Source organism: Pseudarthrobacter sp. GA104, from assembly GCF_009741265.1.
GTDB lineage: Bacteria > Actinomycetota > Actinomycetes > Actinomycetales > Micrococcaceae > Arthrobacter.
Window position 1 is genome coordinate 1,204,009 of record NZ_WOWL01000001.1, and the last position, 19,104, is coordinate 1,223,112.

The window sequence follows — 19,104 nt, forward strand, 5'->3', positions numbered from 1 at the left end:
CGGCCCCGTCATCCAGGAGGAACCACCACATGCGCAAAGTCCTGACGTCCGCGGCAGCCGCCGCCCTCATCGCCGCCGCGTTTGCTTCGGCAGGTCCCGCCGCCGCCGCCCCGGACACCGACGCCGGCACGCCGTCGTCGAACGCTGCCGGAGCGGCGGCGCAGGCAACAACGGCCCCGAAGGTAAACGAACGCAACGGCTCCTTCGACCTGCAGTCCCACCGCGGCGGCCGCGGCGAATGGACCGAGGAGTCCCTGGCCGCGTTCACGAATTCCCTGGCGCTGGGCGTGACCACCCTCGAGCTGGACACGCACCTCACCGAGGACGGCAACGTGATCGTCTGGCACGACGACACCATCCAGGCCACCAAATGCATCGACACCGCGCCGGCCACCGCCGGCGACCCCGAATTCCCCTACGTGGGGACCGCGTGGCCGAACTGTCCCTGGCCCAGGTCAAGACGCTGAACTGCGGCTACGCGCAGCTGGCCGGCTACCCGGAGCAGGATGTGGTCGAGGGCAACCGGATCGCCGAGCTCAAGGACGTCTACCAGCTGGTGCGTGACGCGGGCGCCGAGAAGGTCCGCTTGAACGTGGAGACCAAGGTGGAGGGCAGCCAGATCGGCGGCGCCGGCATGGAATCCCTCACCCGCGCCGTGGTGGCCGAAATCCAGGCCTCCGGCATGGCGGACCGCACCACCCTGCAGTCCTTTGACTGGTCCTCCCTCAACCTCACCCGGGAAATCGCGCCCGAGCTCACGCTGGTGGCGCTCTCCAGCGGAGACGCCTGGATGGGTGTGGGCCAGCCCGGCGCCAGCCCCAACCTGGGCGGCATCGACATCGACGACTACGACGGCTCCCTTGCCAAGGCGGCAGCCGCCCAGGGGTATGACGTCATTTCCCCGGCGTTCCGCTCCGTCACCCCTGAGATGATCGCCGAAGCCCACGGGCTGGGCCTGCCCGTGATCCCCTGGACCGTGAACACCACCGCGGACATGGAACGCCTGATGGACCTGGGTGTGGACGGCATCATCACCGACTACCCCACCCGCCTGCGCACCCTCATGGAAGAGCGCGGCCTGAAGCTGCCCAAGGCCTACTCGCTGCAGGGCTGATTTCCGGACGATGCCCGACGGCGGCTGCCGGACATCCGCACAGGAGTCCGGCAGCCGCCGTCGTGCCTTTGCACCACGCCGGGGCGGAGGCGGATTTCGGCCCCGGGCGCGACGTTGGTAGAGGTTAAAGGATGCAAGACCTACTCAATCCCGCCATGCCCTTCATTGCCGTCACCCTGGCAGTGGCCGCAGGCCTGGTCCTGTCCTGGCTGCTGCGCAAGCTCGTCCTGCGCCTCAACCGCAAGCGTCCGGAACTGCAGGCCACGTCCCGGGTTGCCCGCCAGCCGCTGCGCCTGGCACTGTGCCTGATCGGCGTCCGCACCGCGCTGGGACTCACGGCAGCCGGCGAAAGCTGGCACGGCGCCGTCGACCACCTGCTGCTGATATCCCTCATCGGCTCCCTCGCCTGGCTGGCCGTGGCCGTACTGCTGATCATCGAGGCGGTGGTCCTGGGCCGGTACAGCGTGGACGTTGCGGACAACCGGCGCGCGCGGCGGCTCCGGACGCAGATGATCCTGGCCCGGCGGATCGGTGTTGCGCTGGTGGTGGTGCTTGCCGCCGGTTCGGTGATGCTCACGTTCCCGGCCATCCAGGCCCTCGGCGCCGGGCTGCTGGCCTCCGCCGGGGTCATCTCGATCGTCGCCGGCCTCGCAGCGCAGACTTCCCTGGTGAACGTCTTCGCCGGCATGCAGCTGGCCTTCACGGACGCCATCCGCGTGGACGACGTTGTGGTGGTGCAGAAGGAGTGGGGCCGGATCGAGGAAATCACCCTCACCTACGTGGTGGTCCACATCTGGGACGACCGCCGCCTGATCCTCCCGTCCACCTACTTCACCACCACGCCGTTCGAGAACTGGACCCGGCGCCAGTCCGAGGTGATGGGCACCGTGGAGTTCGACCTCGACTGGCGCGCCCCCATGGAGGACATGCGCGCCGAGCTGCGGTCCGTCCTCGCCGGCACGGACCTGTGGGACGAGCGCGTGGGCATCCTGCAGATCACCGACGCCACCGGCGGGTTCGTCCGGGTGCGCATCCTGGTCAGCGCCGCGGACAGCGCCGCGCTCTTCGACCTGCGCTGCCTCATCCGCGAGGCCATGGTCACCTTCCTGCAGCAGGGCCATCCGGAAGCGCTCCCCCAGCAGCGCTGGACCGAGACAGCGTCCGACGGCGGCACCTCCGCCCGCCGCCGGCAGCCATTGCGGGGGCTGGGTACGTCCAACCGGGACGGCGCCCGGACGGCCGCGGATCCGCACGAATCACAGCTGTTCACCGGCTCGATCGAGGCCGTGCAGCGCTCGCGTGCCTTCACCGGCCCCGGCGAGGATGTCTTCCAGGACCGGGACCAGACCCTGGCCGCACGGAACTAGGAAAGCCCTTGATATGTGACCAAATGGTCACATATCATTGTTCCCATGGATGCCGTGTTCAAGGCACTCGCAGACCCCACCCGGCGGGAGCTCCTCGACGAGCTGTTCCGCGAGGACGGGCAGACCCTCGGCGCCCTCGAAGGCCGCTTCGACATGAGCCGGTTCGGGGTCGCCAAGCACCTCAGGATCCTGGAGGAAGCCGGACTGGTGGTGGCCCGCCGTCGGGGGCGTGAAAAGCTGCATTTCCTGAACCCGGTGCCCATCCGGCTCGTCCACGACCGCTGGGTGAGCAAATACGCAGAACCATGGGCCGCTGGCCTCAGCGACCTCAAATCCAGATTGGAAAGTCCCATGGAAAAAATCTTCGAAATCTACATCAAGACCACGCCGGAACGGCTCTGGGAAGCCATCACCAACAGCGAGATCCGCAGCAAGTACCAGTTCGGGAACACCATCGAAACGGACTGGACCCCTGGCGGCAGCTTCACGATGAACAACGTCAAGGCGGGTGCTCCGCTGGGTGAGGGCGAGAACCTGGAGGTGGACCCGCCCCGCCGGCTGGTCCAAACCATGCGTGCCCTCTGGGGTGAGGACGTCAAGGCCGAGGGAACCTCGAAGATCACGTGGGACATCGAGCAGGTGGGCGATTCCTGCCGCCTGACCGTCACCCACAGCGACCTCCGCGAAGGCGCCAACGAGCAGCTCTACGGCGGCTGGCCGATGATCCTCTCCGGCCTGAAGACCTGGCTGGAGACCGGCGAGAAACTGACCACGCCCGGCTCGCTGATGTACACCTAGGGCGGCCGCCCCAACTAGGTGCGGGGTGCGGGACGCTGCCGCCACAGCAGGCTCACGCCGAACGTCACCGCGCACAGGACCAGCATCGCGAGGACCATCCGGGCCCAGCTTTCCTGGTCCACGCCGCCGCCCGCGAAGACGCCGATCATCACGGTGGCGGTGATGGCGCCCACATACCGGCAGGTCTGGTAGATGCCCGCCGCAACGCCGCGCTCCTGCGGCCCGATGGAAACGAACATGCCCTGGTTGGTGGCGATGCCCACCGTTCCGTACGGGACGCCCATCAGGGCAGTCAGCACCACCACCAGCGGAATCACCAGCGTGCCGGTCAGCAGCCACATCAGCGCGGCCGCCACGGTGAGGATGACGACGCCGGCAATCAGCACCCGCCGCACGCCGAACCTTCCCATCGCCCGGACCGCCCAGGGCGTGGCCAGGACGGACAGGCCCGCCAGCGGCAGCATCAGGAGGCCCACAACGCCGGGATCGTAGCCGCCGGCTTCCTGGAGGAGCTGGGGAAGCCCGAAAAAGACAAAGTAGTACACGCTGCTGAACACCGCGAAGGCCAGGTAGATGAGCATCAGGGGTTTGTTGCGTCCCAGCAGCCTCAGGTCAAGGAAGGGGCGGTCGAAGCGCAGCTCGCGCCAGGCGAACAGTGCGGAGATGAGCGTTCCGGCGGCCAGCATCCACCAGCGGTAGGCAGGAAAGACGTTCAGTGCGGCCATCATCACCAGCAGCAGCGCGGCCACGAATCCCAGGATCCCGGGGATGTCCGAGTCGCGCAGCAGCTGCGCGACGCTGCCGCGCTCCCGGGCCTCGTCCCTGGGTGCTGCCTGGCGGACGATCAACAGTGCAGCCAGCGCCAGCGGGACGTTGAGCAGGAACAGGGCTTCCCAGCCAACGAGGCTGACCAGCAGTCCACCAACGACTGGGCCCACCGCAGCGGCCGAGGTGTTCACCATCTGAAGCCGGCCAAGAGGACGCGCCGGCTCCACATTGGCCCGGTGCGCAATGGCCCCCACCATCACCACAGCGCTGGGGTACGCGGTGGCCGTACCGAGCGCCATCACCGCACGGGCCACGCAGAGCAGGGCGAAGTTCGGGGCAAACGGCGCCAGCGCACACGTCACCGCGACCAAGGCCATGCCGAGCATGAACATGCGCCGCGGGCCGAACCGGTCCGCCAGCCTGCCCATCACGGGCTGGCCTGCCGCGGACGCGAGGTAGAAGGACGTGACCACCCAGGTGACGGCGGCGACGTCGAGCCCGAAGTCCGCGCGGAGCACCACCAGGGCAACGGCGATCATGGAGGAGTTGAGGGGGTTCAGTGCCGTGCCCAGGCTGAGGCCGGCGACGGCCAGGGCAGTCCGGGGTTTGTTGCTCACGGAAACAGTCTGGCGCACACGGTGCAGGCGGCGCGAGTTGATGGACTATCCGCCCTGGTTCCCGGCCTGCACCGGGGGGAACAAAGCTTCCTCAACCAGTCCTGTCAGTTCGCGGATGGTGTCGGCCTGTCCGGCAGCTTCCCCTCCTTCCGCATTCTCGGTGTAGATCACCAGCGCAAAGGATGAGCCGCGGTAATCCAGGACCGCGGCATCGTGCAGGTGCCGGTCGAACTCCCCGTACTTGTGGAACACCTCGATTCCGGCCTGGGAGCCGGCGGGGATCAGGTCCTCGTTGTTCGTGTCCTGCATATAGCCGAGCAGTTCCGCCGTATTTTCCGCGTTCAGCAGGTCCCCGGCGTAAAGCTGTTTGAGGACACTGGCCATCGCGGCAGGAGTCAGGAGGTTCTCCTCGGGATCGTAAGTAACCCCGATCGAGGCGGCGTAGGCGATCAGCTCCGGGTAGCCCACGGCATTCATCAGGAGCAGCCAGGAATCGTTGTTGCTTTGGTTCACCATCGCTTCAAGCTGGAACGCCGCGTCGTAGTCCCCCAGGGGGTCGTCGAGGCGCGCCTCGCCCTTCTCCACCAAGCGGTAGTAGGCCGCTGCCGTGATGATCTTTGCCGTGCTCGCCGCGTTGAAGGCCTCCTGGTCCCCGAAGGTCAGGGCTGCACCACCGGAAACGTCCGCCAGGGCCACCCCGATCCGGTAGCCGGCCTTTTCCGTCAGGAGTGAGTCGATGCGGTCCTGCAGGGAATCCGGGGCGGCGGCAACAGGCTCCGCGGGCGCGGCCGCCGGGACCGATCCCTCCAACCCGTCAAGCGGCACCGAACGCTGGACGGCCAGGACAAAGGTGGCGGCAATCACGAGCGCCACGGCACAAAACAACACCGCAAGCCTTCGCCTTCCCGCCCCGCGGCGGCTCGGGCGGGAGTCCGGCCCGGACGAAAACTTCTTCTGGTCCACCGACATAGGGGCTCCTGTCTCCTTCAACAACCCGGTCTGCATCACGCGGCCCCAGCGCACGCGATGCGATGTTGATTAGACCATTGAAGGTTGGGAGCGGCCTGATAAGCCGCAGGCGCGCCATGTCCCGCACCCCTTTGTGGACATGGCACCCGCGTCCGCGCAGGTGCGATGTCCGTCAGCGGGTGCGGGCAGCCAATGCGGCGTCCAGGAACTCCAGGTGCGCGGGAGCAACACGCACTGTGTGATCCGCGTAGTCAGGATGCTTGGCGAGGAATTTCTTGATGTAGGGGCACACCGGGACGATGCCCATTCCGGCGCTGACCGTGGCACCCAGCGCGGCGGTGGCGAGCTGGCCCGCCAGTCCCTGGCCGCCGTACTCCTCGTTGATCACCGTGTGGTAGAAAATCCGCTGCGGCGCGGCGCCGCCGTCGTAATCCTTGTATGCGGCTTTGCCGATCACGTTGCCGGCGTCGAGGATTTCGAAGCGCCCGCGGCCGGGGTTGTGGCGGACGGTGATGTCGCTCAAGGGGAATCTCCTTCTGTGCGGTGTGTCCTTCAGCTAACCACAGCCGAGGGACACTTGTTCCCGCACCCTTCCCTTGCCCGGACCCACCGTCCGCCAGTCCGGGTTAACTCAGGTAGCCGTTCGGGTTGAGGACGTACTTGGTTGCTGCACCGGCGTCGAACTCCGCGTAGCCCTGCGGCGCCTCCTCAAGCGTGATCGCCTTGGCGTTCACGTTCTTGGCGATGTTCACCTTGTCGTTCAGGATGGCCATCATCAGCTGCCGGTTGTACTTCATCACCGGACACTGGCCCGTGGTGAAGCTCAGCGACTTGGCCCACCCGGTACCCAGGCTCAGGCTGAGGGAACCCTTCTTGGCTGCCTCATCAATGCCGCCCGGATCACCCGTCACGTACAGCCCCGGGATGCCCAGCGCACCGCCGGCAGCGGTGATGTCCATCAGCGAGTTCAGCACGGTGGCCGGCGCTTCTTCGGCATCCTTGCCGTGTCCGTGGCCCCTCGCCTCGAAGCCCACCGCGTCCACGCCGCAGTCCACTTCGGGCACCCCGAGGATCTGCTCGATCTGCTCCGCCGGGCCTCCCTTGGTGAGGTCCACCGTTTCGCAGCCGAAGCTGCGCGCCCGCGCCAGCCTGTCCTCGTTCAGGTCGCCAACGATCACGACGGCGGCGCCCAGCAGGTGCGCGCTGGTGGCCGCTGCCAGGCCCACGGGACCGGCCCCCGCAATGTACACCGTGGAACCAACCCCCACACCGGCGCTCACGGCACCGTGGAATCCCGTGGGGAAGATATCCGAAAGCATGGCGAGGTCCATGATTTTCTCCATGGCCCGGTCCTTGTCCGGGAACTTCAGCAGGTTCCAGTCGGCGTACGGCACCAGCACGTAGTTGGCCTGGCCGCCCACCCAGCCGCCCATGTCCACGTATCCGTATGCGCTGCCCGGGCGGTCCGGGTTCACGTTCAGGCAAATGCCCGTCTTGCGCTCCTTACAGTTCCGGCACCGGCCGCAGGCAATGTTGAACGGCACCGAGCAGAGGTCCCCGACCTTGATGAATTCAACGTCACGGCCCACCTCCACCACTTCGCCTGTGATCTCATGCCCCAGCACCAGGTCCGGCGGTGCCGTGGTGCGGCCGCGCACCATGTGCTGGTCCGAACCACAGATATTGGTGGCCACGGTCTTGAGGATTACGCCATGGTTGACGGCGCGCCCGACGTTTGCCGGGTTGACGCCCGGCCCGTCCTTGAGTTCGAACGTTGGGTAGTCGATATCAATCAGTTCGACTTTTCCCGGCCCCTTGTAGGCAACGGCTTTGTTCCCTGTCATCTTTTTCTCCTGTTATCCCACGGATGGCCCGGTGGGGCGGCCGTGATTCATGAGTGGTGATGCGCACCCCGCCGGACAGGCACCGTCCAGCATCTGCTGGCAGCTCATGAAACAGTTGCCGGAGGGCATCCTCGAGGTGGGGTGCGCCCAGTCTAAGCACGGGTGGGCCGTCATATCTAGAGGTAGTAAGCCCGGCTGTCTACCCGTTGATGAATTGGGGGTTGCGCCGGCTGGAACCAATGACTTCCGCGGCGAAGCCTTGTAGTCTCGGCACGGAGGACGATCCAACGATCGCAAGCGACCGAAAAACCAAGGAGCGGACATGCCAGCCAACGAGGACGAAATGCAGATCCTGGACCAATGGAGCAACCGGCTGGCCCAGGCGCTGCAGATCCTGGACCTGAAAGTGGACCACGAACTGCTCCTGGACCTGGCCCGGAAATCGGCCGGGTCTGTCACCCACGCCGCAGCCCCGGTGACCACCTTCATGGTGGGCTACGCGGCTGGGCTGCAGGCCGGAACCGGCAGCGCAGGCAACCGCGGGAACGCGGCTGCCGCGGTGGCCAAAGCCGCGGACACCGCCTTCCAGCTGTGCGAGGACGGGCACGACGGCGGGCCCGCCCGCAAAGGCTGGGCGGACACCGCGCAGTAGTCGCGCCGCTTTGTACCGCGGCTTATCCCGCGGCCGTTGGCTCCTCACGGAAGGCGGCAACGGGCTCAAGACGGACGATCACGGCTTTGGAGACGGGCGTCTGGCTGCCCTCCGCCACGCTCTCCAGCGGCACCAGCACGTTGGCTTCCGGATAGTAGGCTGCAGCACACCCGCGGGCTGACGGATAGGACACCAGCCGGTAGTTGCGGAGGACCCGCTCTGCGTTGTCCCCGTACACGCCGCGCACGTCCACGTGCTGCCCGTCTTCAAGCCCCAGTTCGGCAAGGTCCGCCGGGTTCACGAACACCACTTCGCGGCCCTTCTTGATGCCGCGGTAGCGGTCGTTGTGGCCGTAGATGGTGGTGTTGAACTGGTCGTGCGAGCGCATGCTCTGCAGGATCAGGGTGCCCGCCGGCCGCTCCACATGCTCGAGCTCGTTGACGGTCAGCATGGCCTTGCCGGTGGGGGTGTTGAACGTTCGGGAGTCGCGGGGACCGTTCGGCAGGACGAAGCCGCCGTCCTGCCTGACCTTCCGGTTGTAGTCCTCGCAGCCCACCACCACGTGGGAGATGTGCTCGCGGATCAGGTCGTAGTTCTTTTGGAAGCCCGCCCAGTCCGCCGCGATCCGGTCCCCCAGCACCCGCTGCGCCATCCGGCAGACGATGGCCACCTCCGAGAGCAGGCCGGGCGCCACGGGTTCAACCGTGCCGTGGGAGGCGTGGACGGCGCAGACGGTGTCCTCCACGGACACGAACTGCGGGCCGGACTCCTGCCGGTCAATCTCGGTTCGCCCGAGCGTGGGCAGGATCAAGGCCTCGGCGCCCGTGACCGCGTGGGAGTGGTTGAGCTTGGTGGAAACGTGGACGGACAGTTCGGTGCCTTCCATCGCCGCCTCGGCAGCCCGGGTGTCGGACATTGCGCCCACGAAGTTGCCGCCCATGGCGATGAAGACCTTGATCCCGCCGTCGCGCATCTGCCGGATGGTCTCCACCGCATCCGCGCCATGCGTCCGCGGCGGTTCGAAGCTGAATTCCTTGCCCAGGGCGTCCAGGAATGCCGGCGGCATCTGTTCCCAGATCCCCATGGTCCGGTCGCCCTGGACGTTGCTGTGCCCCCGGATCGGGGAGGCGCCGGCGCCGGGCTTGCCGATGTTGCCGCGCAGCAGCAGCAGGTTGATGATTTCCTTGATGGTGGCCACGCCCTTCTTCTGCTGCGTGATGCCCATCGCCCAGGTGATGATCACCTTCTCCGCGGCCAGGTACCGGGCCGCGAGCTCGTCGATTTCCTCAGTCCGCAGGCCCGTGGCCTCAAGGACGGCGGCCTCGTCCAGTTCAGCAAGGTGCGCCCGGAGTTCCTCGAGGCCGTCGCAGTGTTCCTCGAGGAACTGGTGGTCAAGCACCGTCCCCGGATGAGCGGCCTCCGCATCGAGGACGCGTTTGGAAACGGCCTGCAGCAGCGCCATGTCGCCGCCGATCCGCACCTGCAGGAACTGGTCCGCCAGGTCGGTGCCGCGGCCGATGATCCCCTTCACCGTCTGAGGGTTCTTGTAGCGCATCAGCCCGGCCTCGGGCAGCGGGTTGACCGCCACGATCCGGGCACCGGCCTCCTTCGCTTCTTCGAGGGCGGTGAGCATCCGGGGGTGGTTGGTGCCCGGGTTCTGGCCCATGATGATGATCAGCTCGGCCTTGGCGAAGTCGTCATAGGAAACCGTGGCTTTGCCGATGCCGATGGTCTGGCCCATGGCCCAGCCCGAGGACTCGTGGCACATGTTGGAGCAGTCCGGCAGGTTGTTGGTGCCGTATCCGCGGATGAACAGCTGGTACAGGAAGGCTGCCTCGTTCGAGGTCCGGCCGCTGGTGTAGAAGGCTGCCTGGTCGGGGCTGGGCAGCGAATTCAGCTTGTCCGCAATGATCCCGAACGCTTCGTCCCAGCCCACGGGCCGGTAGTGGTCTTCGCCTGCAGGCTTGTAGACAGGCTCCGTCAGGCGCCCCTGCATGCCCAGCCAGTACTCGGACCGCTCCCGCAGCTCGCTGACCGGATGCTCCGCCCAGAATTCGGACCCGATCACCACCGGGGTGGCCTCCCAGGTCACTGCCTTGGCGCCGTTTTCGCAGAATTCGAACGTTTTGCGGTGGCCCGGGTCCGGCCAGGCGCAGCTCATGCAGTCGAACCCGTCCTTCTGGTTCAGCGCCAGCAGGGTCTTCCGCGACCGGTCCAGGCCCATGTGCTTGAGCGCCGGCTGCATGGAATGGTAGACGCCGGGCACGCCGGCAGCCCACGTTTTCGGGTGGCCGCTGACTTCAATCTCAGACTCGTCAGCCTCATCGACTTCGGGGTTTTTGCGCGTCACTGCTGGTTCTCCTCGCATTAAGCCGGTACCTGCCACCCTCCGGATGTTCGGGGGTCCGGGCTCTTTCCACACTTGTTCAGGGGAACCGGGAAGTCAAGGAAAACGGCCTCTTGTCCGGGACCACCCTCCGCGAAGGACGGACGACGGCGCTTCCCGGCCGCGATAGGCTGGTCACCTCGGCTGAAGCAAGCGGCCGCGGGAACCACTCTGCGGAGCGCCTTTCATGTCCGACGAACTTGCCCTGTCCGCCCTCGCGGCGTCCTCCTTTTCCCTGCCGCACCTGCGGGACGGCCAGCTGGCCGGCATGGCCGCGCTGGTCGGCGGCCGTGACGTCCTTGCGGTGATGCCCACCGGCTACGGAAAATCTGCGATCTACCAGGTCGCTGCCCTGTTCCTCCACAACAAGACCCGGCGGCCCGCCGTCGTGGTCTCCCCGCTCATCGCACTGCAGGAGGACCAGCTCGACGGGCTGGCCGCGGACCTGGGGGCGGGCGCCGCCGTCGCCGTCAATTCGTCCCGCAGCGATTCGGAGGTGGAGGCCGCGTGGCACGCGGTGGAAGCCGGCAAGGCCGCGTTCCTGTTCCTCGCCCCGGAGCAGCTGGCCAAGCAGAAGACGGTGGACCGCATCGCCGCCCTGGACATCACGCTGTTCGTCGTAGACGAGGCCCACTGCGTCTCCTCCTGGGGCCACGATTTCCGCCCCGACTACCTCAGCCTGGGCAGCGTCCGTGAACGGCTGGGCAATCCCCCCGTTGCGGCCCTCACCGCCACCGCGTCGCCCCCGGTCCGGGACGAGATCGTGGAGCGGCTGCGCATGAAGGACCCGCTGGTCCTGGTGCACGGCTTCGACCGGCCCAACATCAGCCTGGACGTCGTCCGGCACCATGAGGACAAGGGCAAGCGCCAGGCCGTGATGCAACAGGTGGCGGCGATGGCACGGGACGGGCAGGGCCTCCTCTACGCCGCCACCCGCAAAGACACCGAAAAGTACGCCGCCAAGCTGGGGAAGGAGGGGCTGCGCGCGGAGGCGTACCACGCCGGCCGCTCCGCCGCGGACCGCGAGCGCATCCACGAACAGTTCCTGGACGACAAGCTGGACGTCGTGGTGGCCACCACCGCGTTCGGTATGGGAATCGACAAACCCAATGTGCGCTTCGTGGTCCACGCGGACATTCCCGAGTCGCTGGATTCCTACTACCAGGAGATAGGCCGGGCGGGGCGTGACGGTGAGCCCGCTGCGGCCGTGCTGCACTACCGCTCAGAGGATCTGGGCCTGCGGAAGTTCTTCGCAACCCACTCCGCCGATCCCGGGGCGCTCCTGGCCCTGTTGAAGGTCCTCAAGTCAGCGGGCGCGCCGGCCCCCAGGTCTTCCCTTGCCGAACTCACGGGTTTGCCGGCCCGCCGCATCACCTCGCTGGTGAACCAGCTGGAGGAAACCGGCGCTGTCACGTCCGGCAGGCGCGGCGTCCGGCTCGCCTCCACGGCGAAGCTGCCCGCCCTGGTGGGCGGCGTCGTCGAACTCGCCGAAGCCCGGCAGCGCGTGGACCAGTCCCGGCTCACCATGATGCGCGGCTACGCCGAGACGGACAGCTGCCGGCGGCAGTTCCTGCTGTCCTACTTTGGCGAGGACCTGCCGGGGCCGTGCGGCAACTGCGACGCGTGCGCCGATGCTGCCGCGAAGAAGCCGGACCTTCATTCAGCGGACGACGGCGGCAGTGATTCGGGCGATCAGGCGGAGGAGCGGTTCCCGCTCCAGTCCGCCGTGGTCCATAAGGAGTGGGGTCCGGGGCTGGTGATGCGGCACGAGGATGACGTGATGACCGTCCTGTTTGAACAGGAGGGCTACAAAACCCTCTCGCGGGCCGCCGTGATGGAACACGGACTCCTGAAGCCCGCGTAGGTAGGTAGGCTGGGAAGAGACCCCAACGAAAGGCCCGCCGCGTGGAAGTACCTTCTTATGTCTGGACCCTGACCGTCATTGGGATCGTAGGCCTGCTGGCCTTCGACTTCTTCTTCCACGTCCGCAAGGCACACACTCCCTCGCTCAAGGAATCTGCCTTCTGGTCAGCCCTCTACGTGGGCATCGCGCTGCTTTTCGGGCTCGGCGTGCTGCTGTTCGGCGGACCCACCATGGGCACCGAATACTTTGCCGGGTACATCACGGAGAAGGCGCTGTCCGTGGACAACCTCTTCGTGTTCCTCATCATCATGGCCAGCTTCCGGGTGCCCCGCGCGGACCAGCAGAAGGTGCTGCTGTTCGGCATCGTCTTTTCCCTGATCGCCCGCACGGCATTCATTTTCCTCGGCGCGGCACTGATCAACAGCTTCGCCTGGGTGTTCTACATCTTCGGGCTGATCCTGCTCATCACCGCCGGGAACCTCCTCAAGCCGGACAGCCACGACGACGACTCCGACGGCCTGGTGGTCCGGCTCGCCAAGAAGCTCCTGCCGGCGTCGGAACACTACGACGGCGACAAGCTCTTCACCGTGCAGGACGGCAAGCGCGTCCTCACCCCGATGCTCCTGGTGATGGTGGCGATCGGCGGCACGGACATCCTGTTTGCGCTGGACTCCATCCCGGCAATTTTCGGCCTGACGCAGAACGTGTTCATCGTGTTCACGGCCACGGCGTTCTCCCTGATGGGCCTGCGGCAGCTGTTCTTCCTGATCGACGGGCTGCTGGACCGCCTGATCTTCCTTTCCTACGGCCTGGCCGTCATCCTGGGGTTCATCGGCGTGAAGCTCATCCTGCACGCCCTGCACGAGAACACCCTGCCGTTCATCAACGACGGCGAGCACGTGAACGTGGTGGAGGTCAGCACGGGCGTGTCCCTGAGCGTGATCCTGGGTGTCCTGGTGGTCACCGTCCTGGCATCCATTTTCAGCCCCAAGGGCAAGGCCAAGATCGCCGTTTCCGGTGCCAGGCGGCATGCCGTTGAATACCTGGACCTGAACTACGAGACGGACATGAACGAGCGGGACAAGATCTTCGCCGCAATGTGCCGCGAAGAGGACCAGATCCGCAAGCTCCCGGAGAAGTACAAGCGCCTCATCCGGAACGAAACCGAGTTCATGGACCTGCTGCGCTCCGCCCATGCCGAGCATGACAAAGCCCAGGTGCGGGCGGCCGCGGAGGGCTGACCGCCCACCCAACTAGGTAGCGCCAAGTGTCGTTTTGGGGGCTCAAAACGACACTTGGCGCTACCTAGTTCCGGGGCCCGGCTGCTTGTCGGTGTCTCTTGCTAGGTTTGATTCAGGGCCAGGGGAATCCTCCCCCGCCCGCCGATGACGGCCCGGCTGTCGATGGGGAGGCTCCGTGTTCCTGCTTGAAGCTGCTGCGGCCGGCGCGCCGCCGGACCTGGTGTTTTCCGCCAGCGACCTTGTGGCCGCCAGCGAGTGTGAGTACCGCACGCTCCGGGTCCTGGACGAGAAACTGGGCCGCTCCCCCAAGGCGGTCTTTCCCGCAGACGAAATGCAGGTCCGCGCCGGCGAACTGGGCGACCGGCACGAGCAAACCGTCCTGGCCAGCCTGCTTGCCAAGTACGGCGAATGGGATGCCGGCCGGGGTGCGGGCGTGTACTCCCTTGATCGTGGCCGGAACGGCCGCGGGGAGCTGCAGGCCAAGCATGCCGAAACAGAGCTCGCCCTGCGGTCCGGGGCGGACGTGGTCTTCCAGGCCACGTTCTTTGACGGCGAGTTCCTGGGCTACGCGGACTTCCTGGTCAACGAAGCCGCGGGCACCGGAAACCCCGGGCGCTATGAGGTCTGGGACACCAAACTCGCCCGGCACGCCAAGGTGGGCGCGCTGCTGCAGCTTGCGGCGTACGGGGACCAGCTGCTGGGGATGGGCATTGAGCCCTCACCGGTGGTCACGCTGGTGCTGGGCACGCGCATAGGTGAGGACTGGCTCCGCAGCAGCCATTCGCTTCCGGACCTGCTGCCTGTTTTCCGCGAACGGCGGCGCCGTTTCCGCGAACTGGTTGCGCACCACAGGGAGGCTGACGCCACGGTGCAGTGGCAGCAGCCGGGAATCGTCCACTGCGGCCGGTGCGATTACTGCGCCGAGCAGGTGCATCTGCACCGGGACCTGCTGATGGTGGCAGGGATGTCGGTGGTGCAGCGAAAGAAACTGCACGCCGCCGGCATCACCACTATCGACGAACTTGCGGCGATGCCTGCCGGGGACGCCCTGAATTCCTTGGCCCGGCTCCGGTCGCAGGCCCGAATGCAGCTGGGGCTGGACGCCGTCGCGGGCTCCCGGACGTTCACCAAGGACGGCAAGCCGCACACAGTCGCGTTCACTGTCCTGCCCGGGAACACCATCGGGTCACTGCCGCCTCCCAGCCCCGGGGACATCTTCTTCGACTTCGAGGGAGACCCCCTCTGGCAGGATCCCGCCACCGGAGCCTGGGGCATCGAGTACCTGTTCGGAGTGGTCGAGGCACCGGCTCCAGGCCACCACGGCGACCCGGTGTTCCGCCCGTTCTGGGCGCACTCCAGGTCCGGGGAGCGCCGCGCCTTCCTGGATTTCCTTGGCTACGTGGAGGAACGCCGGGCACGGTATCCGGACATGCACGTCTACCACTACGCACCGTACGAAAAGACGGCACTCCGCAACCTCTCGCTGGCGCACCAGGCCGGGGAGGAGACAGTGGACAGCTGGCTCCGGGAAGGGCTGTTGGTGGATCTTTACGCCACTGTCCGGCATTCGCTGCGCATTTCCGAGCCCTCGTATTCCATCAAGAAACTGGAGCCGCTCTATATGGGCAACAACCTGCGCTCGGGGGACGTGAAGGACGCGGGTGCCTCGGTGGTGGCCTACGCCGCCTATTGCGCGGCCCGCGATGCCGGGAACATGGCGGAAGCGGACAAGGTCCTGGCGTCCATCTCGGACTACAACCGTTACGACTGCCTGTCCACGCTCCGGCTCCGGGACTGGCTGCGCGAGGTGGGGGCGCAGGCCGCTGCGGCCGAAGCATCCCCGGAACGCCAGGGCGCTGCCGAACGACGGCCAGCGCCGGAACAGCGGCCTGTCCCCAAGGAAAGTCCGGCGGAGGCCAGGCTGCGCGAGTACTTGGCAGACCTTCCGGACAACCGCCCCTGGACCGACGACGAACGCGCCATCGCGATGGTGGCCGCCGCCACCGGCTACCACCGCCGCGAGCGCAAACAGTTCTGGTGGCAGCACTTCGACCGCGTGGAAGCACCGCTCGAGAACTGGGCGGACCAACGGAACGTGTTCGTGGTGTCCTCGGCCGAGGTCACCTCCGACTGGGTGCTGGCCAAGCCCCGGGAGCGTATGCGGACACGGGTACTCCGGCTCCGCGGCACCATGACCGAGGGGTCCGATTTCCGCGCAGACTCAACCTGGTGCCGGCTCTACGATGCACCGCCGCCGGAGGGCATGGCCGCCCCGGACGCTGCTCCCGGCGCACGCGCCTACGCCTTCGGGACCAGGATCAGCGAGCTTGCTCCGGCGCCTGACAACCCGGAGCACACCATCATCACCATCGCCGAGCGGGAGTCGGGGAAGGTTGCCGCCTACCCGCACCTGCCCGTGGCCCTCACCGAGGACCAGCCGCTGGCCACCGCGAGCATCGAAGCTGCGATCGCGGAGATCGCCGCCACCGTTGGAGCGTCCGTTCCTTCGCTCCCGGCGCAACCCGGGCTGGACATCCTGCGCAAGCGGCCCCCGCGGTTCAGCACCCTGGCCGGGCCCGTGGACGTGCCCCACAACACCGATGGCACCGCGGACTATGCTGCGGCCATCACGGCGTCCCTCCGGGACCTTGACCGTTCCTACCTTGCCGTGCAGGGCCCGCCGGGCACGGGAAAGACGTACGTCGGGGCCCACGTCATCGGCCGGCTGGTGAAAGAAGGCTGGAAGATCGGCGTGGTGGGCCAGTCGCACAACGTGGTGGAGAACCTGCTCTGCTGCGCCATTGCCGCCGGCGGCGTTGACCCGGCGGCGGTAGCCAAGAAGCTGGCGTCCCCGCACGATGTTCCCTGGAAGTCCGGCAGGGACGGCGACGTCGCCCGACTGCTTGCGTCCTCCGGCGGCTGCCTGGTGGGCGGAACGGCGTGGACCATGACCGGCAAGGAAGTCCCCGCCGGTTCCCTGGATCTGCTGGTGATCGATGAAGCCGGGCAGTTCTCGCTGGCCAACACCCTTGCCGTTTCCCGGGCCGCCAAGCGGCTGCTCCTGCTCGGCGATCCGCAGCAGCTGCCACAGGTCACCCAGGGCGCGCACCCGGAGCCCGTGGACGAGTCCGCGCTGGGGTGGCTGGCCGCGGGACACGCCACCCTGCCTGCGAGCCTTGGCTACTTCCTGGCCGACAGCTGGCGGATGCACCCGGAACTGTGCCGCGCCGTTTCCGGGCTCAGCTACGAAGGAAAGCTGCAGTCCGCCCCGGCAGCATCGCAGCGGAAACTCGAGGAGCTGCCACCCGGCGTCGAAACCGTGTTCGTGGAGCATACCGGCAACACCACAGCGTCCAGGGAAGAGGCGGCGGAGGTGGTCCGCCAGGCACGGCGGCACCTTGGGCTGAAATGGACGCCGGGGGCTCAGGGCGAGGCACGGCCCCTCGACCAGCAGGACCTGCTGGTGGTGGCCGCCTACAACGCCCAGGTCCACCTGGTCCGGAAAACCCTGGAGGAAGCCGGGCTGCCGGATGTCCGGGTGGGGACCGTGGACAAGTTCCAGGGTCAGGAAGCGCCCGTTGTACTCGTATCCATGGCCTGCTCCGCCGTGGCCGAGGCGCCGCGGGGAGCTGAGTTCCTGCTTAACAGGAACCGGATCAATGTGGCCGTGTCACGCGGGCAATGGCGGGCCGTGATCATCCGCTCCCCCGAGCTCACCAGCTACATGCCGCACAAGCCCGCAGCGCTGGAAGAGCTGGGCGCCTTCATCGGCCTCAGCCCGCGGGATTGAGCCGATTGAGCACGGAATTGAGCACGGAGCTGTAGGGCTCAGCGCGCCCGGAAGCTGCGGAAGTTACCCTCAGCCGCGGAGATGGAGTCCTCCACGCGCTCCACACGCCCGGGGGTGCGTTCGGAATTCAGCCAGGTCCGGAGCTCGTTGATTTTCCACTGGGGTCCCTCGGCAATCAGGCCGACCGAGCCGTCGGCGAGGTTCTTCACCTCGCCGGTGAGGCCAAGCTCTTCCGCTTTGCCCATGGTCCGGTAGCGGAAGCCCACCCCCTGGACCACCCCAAAAACCCGGGCCGTCAGCCGCACCGCATCCGCTTCGGATGACGCGGCTCCGTCGAATGACGCGGCTGCGTCGGATGAGGCGGCTCCCTCAGAAGGATCGGGCACCCCGGATGACGGACCTGCGTGCCGTGCCATGGTGCCTCCCCTCCGTCAGTGCCGTCCCCTCCCAACTAGGTAGCAGTAAGTGTCGTTTTGAGTGTCCAAAACGACACTTGGCGCTACCTAGTTGGGAGGGCGGCACGGGAGTTAGTTGATGGTGATGTCGCGCGTGCTGTGGTTGTAGCGGATGGTGACTGGACCGCCGGCGTGGTGCAGCTCGTGGTTGGGGCCGTCGAACACGCCGAACGCGCCGTAGTTCTCATCCCAGGACCGGTTGAGGGCGATCTTGAAGGTGTAGAAGCCGGCGGGCAGTTCGGTGCTCTTCTTCCAGAGCTGGTCGAGGAAGTCGAACTCCATCTGGGCTTCGTCGTACTGCGGTGCCCAGTTCTCCGGAGCACCCAGGATGGTGTTGAAGTCGCCGGCTACAGCCACCGCTTCGGGCTGCGGGTGCGTCTCAACATCCGCGTCCTCGAACGGTTCCGCTGCCACGGGTGCAGCGGTTTCAGTGGCCTTGGCCGGCGCCTTGCGGGTGCGCACGGCCTTGACCACGGGCTCGACGGCGTCCTCGAGCACCTTGGCTGCCTTGCCCACGGCGGCGGCGGCCTTCTTTGCCGGGGTCTTCTTGGCGGGAGCCTTCTTGGCGTCGGCGGCCACGGCTGCCGGGGCTGCCGGGGCTGCCGTTTCGGGGACCGCGGTGGTCCTGCGCACGAAGCCCTCGGGAGCAGTGGGAACCTGGACATCGGCAGGCACTGGAGTGCCGGCGTCGAGCGCGGTGGCAAAGGACACGGCGTCCGGGAAGGCAACCGTTGCGCGCATGCCTTCGTCAGTGATGGTCCAGCCGGAGCGGCCCTTGACCAGCCAGCCGGCCTTGACCAGCTTTGCGGTGGCCGAGGTGAGCGTCTTGTGGCCGCGGGGAATCCCGCCGCTGAGCAGTTCGGCCTCGTGCTCGTTGAACGGCACGCGTGCCGTAGCCTCCGCGAGGACTTGCCCCGCGTTCAGTGCATCGCCTGACCACACGCCTTCGGTCAGGACATCCAGCACGGTCTTGAGGCGAAGGAAGGTGTTTTCTGCGGTGGACTTGGCCATGGTTCCCCTTTATAAAAGCGATCGGTCATAGGCATCTTGCCAATTGCCGGTTAAATCGCGCGACTTGAAATGGTTAACAATGCGTGTCGTGACCGACTATTAAGCGGACATCCCAACAAATGAGGCTGAGGTCTCGGGAAACGGGCTGACTGCACAACCCTTGAGCGCTGACATGGGTGCGACATTGCACTTCCCAGACACGCCTGCGGCACCTATATTAGCCGGATT

General features: G+C 66.8%; 15 protein-coding genes. 8 read left to right on the top strand and 7 right to left on the bottom strand.

Going from position 1 to position 19,104, the window contains the following annotated elements; translation table 11 throughout:
- Nucleotides 1-29: 29 nt before the first annotated feature.
- From GK109_RS22200 to GK109_RS05390, 4 genes are all read left to right on the top strand, one after another.
- On the top strand, nt 30-467 hold the full coding sequence (locus GK109_RS22200) for a glycerophosphodiester phosphodiesterase family protein (RefSeq protein WP_255428736.1): 438 nt from the start codon (nt 30-32) through the stop codon (nt 465-467).
- Nucleotides 431-1,114, top strand: a complete 684-nt coding sequence (locus GK109_RS22205) for a glycerophosphodiester phosphodiesterase family protein (RefSeq protein WP_370460418.1) — start codon at nt 431-433, stop codon at nt 1,112-1,114. Before GK109_RS22200 ends, GK109_RS22205 begins: the two co-directional genes overlap by 37 nt.
- Nucleotides 1,115-1,245: 131 nt before the next feature.
- A complete protein-coding gene (locus tag GK109_RS05385) occupies nt 1,246-2,481 on the top strand; it encodes a mechanosensitive ion channel family protein (protein WP_231754803.1) in 1,236 nt (411 codons plus the stop codon).
- A gap of 45 nt (nt 2,482-2,526) precedes the next feature.
- Nucleotides 2,527-3,279, top strand: a complete 753-nt coding sequence (locus GK109_RS05390; protein ID WP_157238961.1) for a metalloregulator ArsR/SmtB family transcription factor — start codon at nt 2,527-2,529, stop codon at nt 3,277-3,279.
- 14 nt (nt 3,280-3,293) lie between these two features.
- Here the strand turns inward: GK109_RS05390 and GK109_RS05395 are convergent, their stop codons facing one another.
- From GK109_RS05395 to fdhA, 4 genes are all read right to left on the bottom strand, one after another.
- Nucleotides 3,294-4,664, bottom strand: coding sequence for an MFS transporter (locus GK109_RS05395; protein WP_370460419.1), 1,371 nt, complete (start codon nt 4,662-4,664; stop codon nt 3,294-3,296).
- Nucleotides 4,665-4,709: 45 nt separating this feature from the next.
- On the bottom strand, nt 4,710-5,633 hold the full coding sequence (locus tag GK109_RS05400) for a serine hydrolase (RefSeq protein WP_157238963.1): 924 nt from the start codon (nt 5,631-5,633) through the stop codon (nt 4,710-4,712).
- A 172-nt stretch (nt 5,634-5,805) separates the two neighbouring features.
- Nucleotides 5,806-6,156, bottom strand: coding sequence for a GNAT family N-acetyltransferase (locus tag GK109_RS05405; RefSeq protein WP_157238964.1), 351 nt, complete (start codon nt 6,154-6,156; stop codon nt 5,806-5,808).
- A gap of 103 nt (nt 6,157-6,259) precedes the next feature.
- Nucleotides 6,260-7,477, bottom strand: a complete 1,218-nt coding sequence (gene fdhA, locus GK109_RS05410) for a formaldehyde dehydrogenase, glutathione-independent (RefSeq protein WP_157238965.1) — start codon at nt 7,475-7,477, stop codon at nt 6,260-6,262.
- Between the two features lie 322 nt (nt 7,478-7,799).
- On the opposite strand from fdhA, the gene GK109_RS05415 reads away from it, so the two are divergent.
- The gene (locus GK109_RS05415; RefSeq protein WP_157238966.1) at nt 7,800-8,129 is read left to right on the top strand and encodes a DUF6457 domain-containing protein; all 330 of its coding nucleotides are present in this window, start codon (nt 7,800-7,802) and stop codon (nt 8,127-8,129) included.
- 22 nt (nt 8,130-8,151) lie between these two features.
- Here GK109_RS05415 and GK109_RS05420 read toward each other — a convergent pair whose 3' ends face one another.
- Entirely contained in the window at nt 8,152-10,479 is a 2,328-nt protein-coding gene (locus GK109_RS05420; protein WP_321215470.1) for an FdhF/YdeP family oxidoreductase, read from the bottom strand.
- A gap of 223 nt (nt 10,480-10,702) precedes the next feature.
- On the opposite strand from GK109_RS05420, the gene GK109_RS05425 reads away from it, so the two are divergent.
- From GK109_RS05425 to GK109_RS05435, 3 genes are all read left to right on the top strand, one after another.
- Nucleotides 10,703-12,379: an ATP-dependent DNA helicase RecQ gene (locus tag GK109_RS05425; protein WP_157238968.1), complete on the top strand. Its 1,677-nt coding sequence runs from the start codon at nt 10,703-10,705 to the stop codon at nt 12,377-12,379.
- Nucleotides 12,380-12,420: 41 nt separating this feature from the next.
- Nucleotides 12,421-13,620, top strand: coding sequence for a TerC family protein (locus GK109_RS05430; protein ID WP_370460420.1), 1,200 nt, complete (start codon nt 12,421-12,423; stop codon nt 13,618-13,620).
- 175 nt (nt 13,621-13,795) lie between these two features.
- Nucleotides 13,796-17,410, top strand: coding sequence for a TM0106 family RecB-like putative nuclease (locus GK109_RS05435; RefSeq protein WP_370460421.1), 3,615 nt, complete (start codon nt 13,796-13,798; stop codon nt 17,408-17,410).
- A gap of 38 nt (nt 17,411-17,448) precedes the next feature.
- Here GK109_RS05435 and GK109_RS05440 read toward each other — a convergent pair whose 3' ends face one another.
- Both GK109_RS05440 and GK109_RS05445 read right to left on the bottom strand, forming a co-directional pair.
- A complete protein-coding gene (locus tag GK109_RS05440; protein WP_157238969.1) occupies nt 17,449-17,826 on the bottom strand; it encodes an acylphosphatase in 378 nt (125 codons plus the stop codon).
- A gap of 111 nt (nt 17,827-17,937) precedes the next feature.
- Nucleotides 17,938-18,876, bottom strand: a complete 939-nt coding sequence (locus tag GK109_RS05445) for a glycosidase (RefSeq protein WP_157238970.1) — start codon at nt 18,874-18,876, stop codon at nt 17,938-17,940.
- Nucleotides 18,877-19,104: the final 228 nt, after the last annotated feature.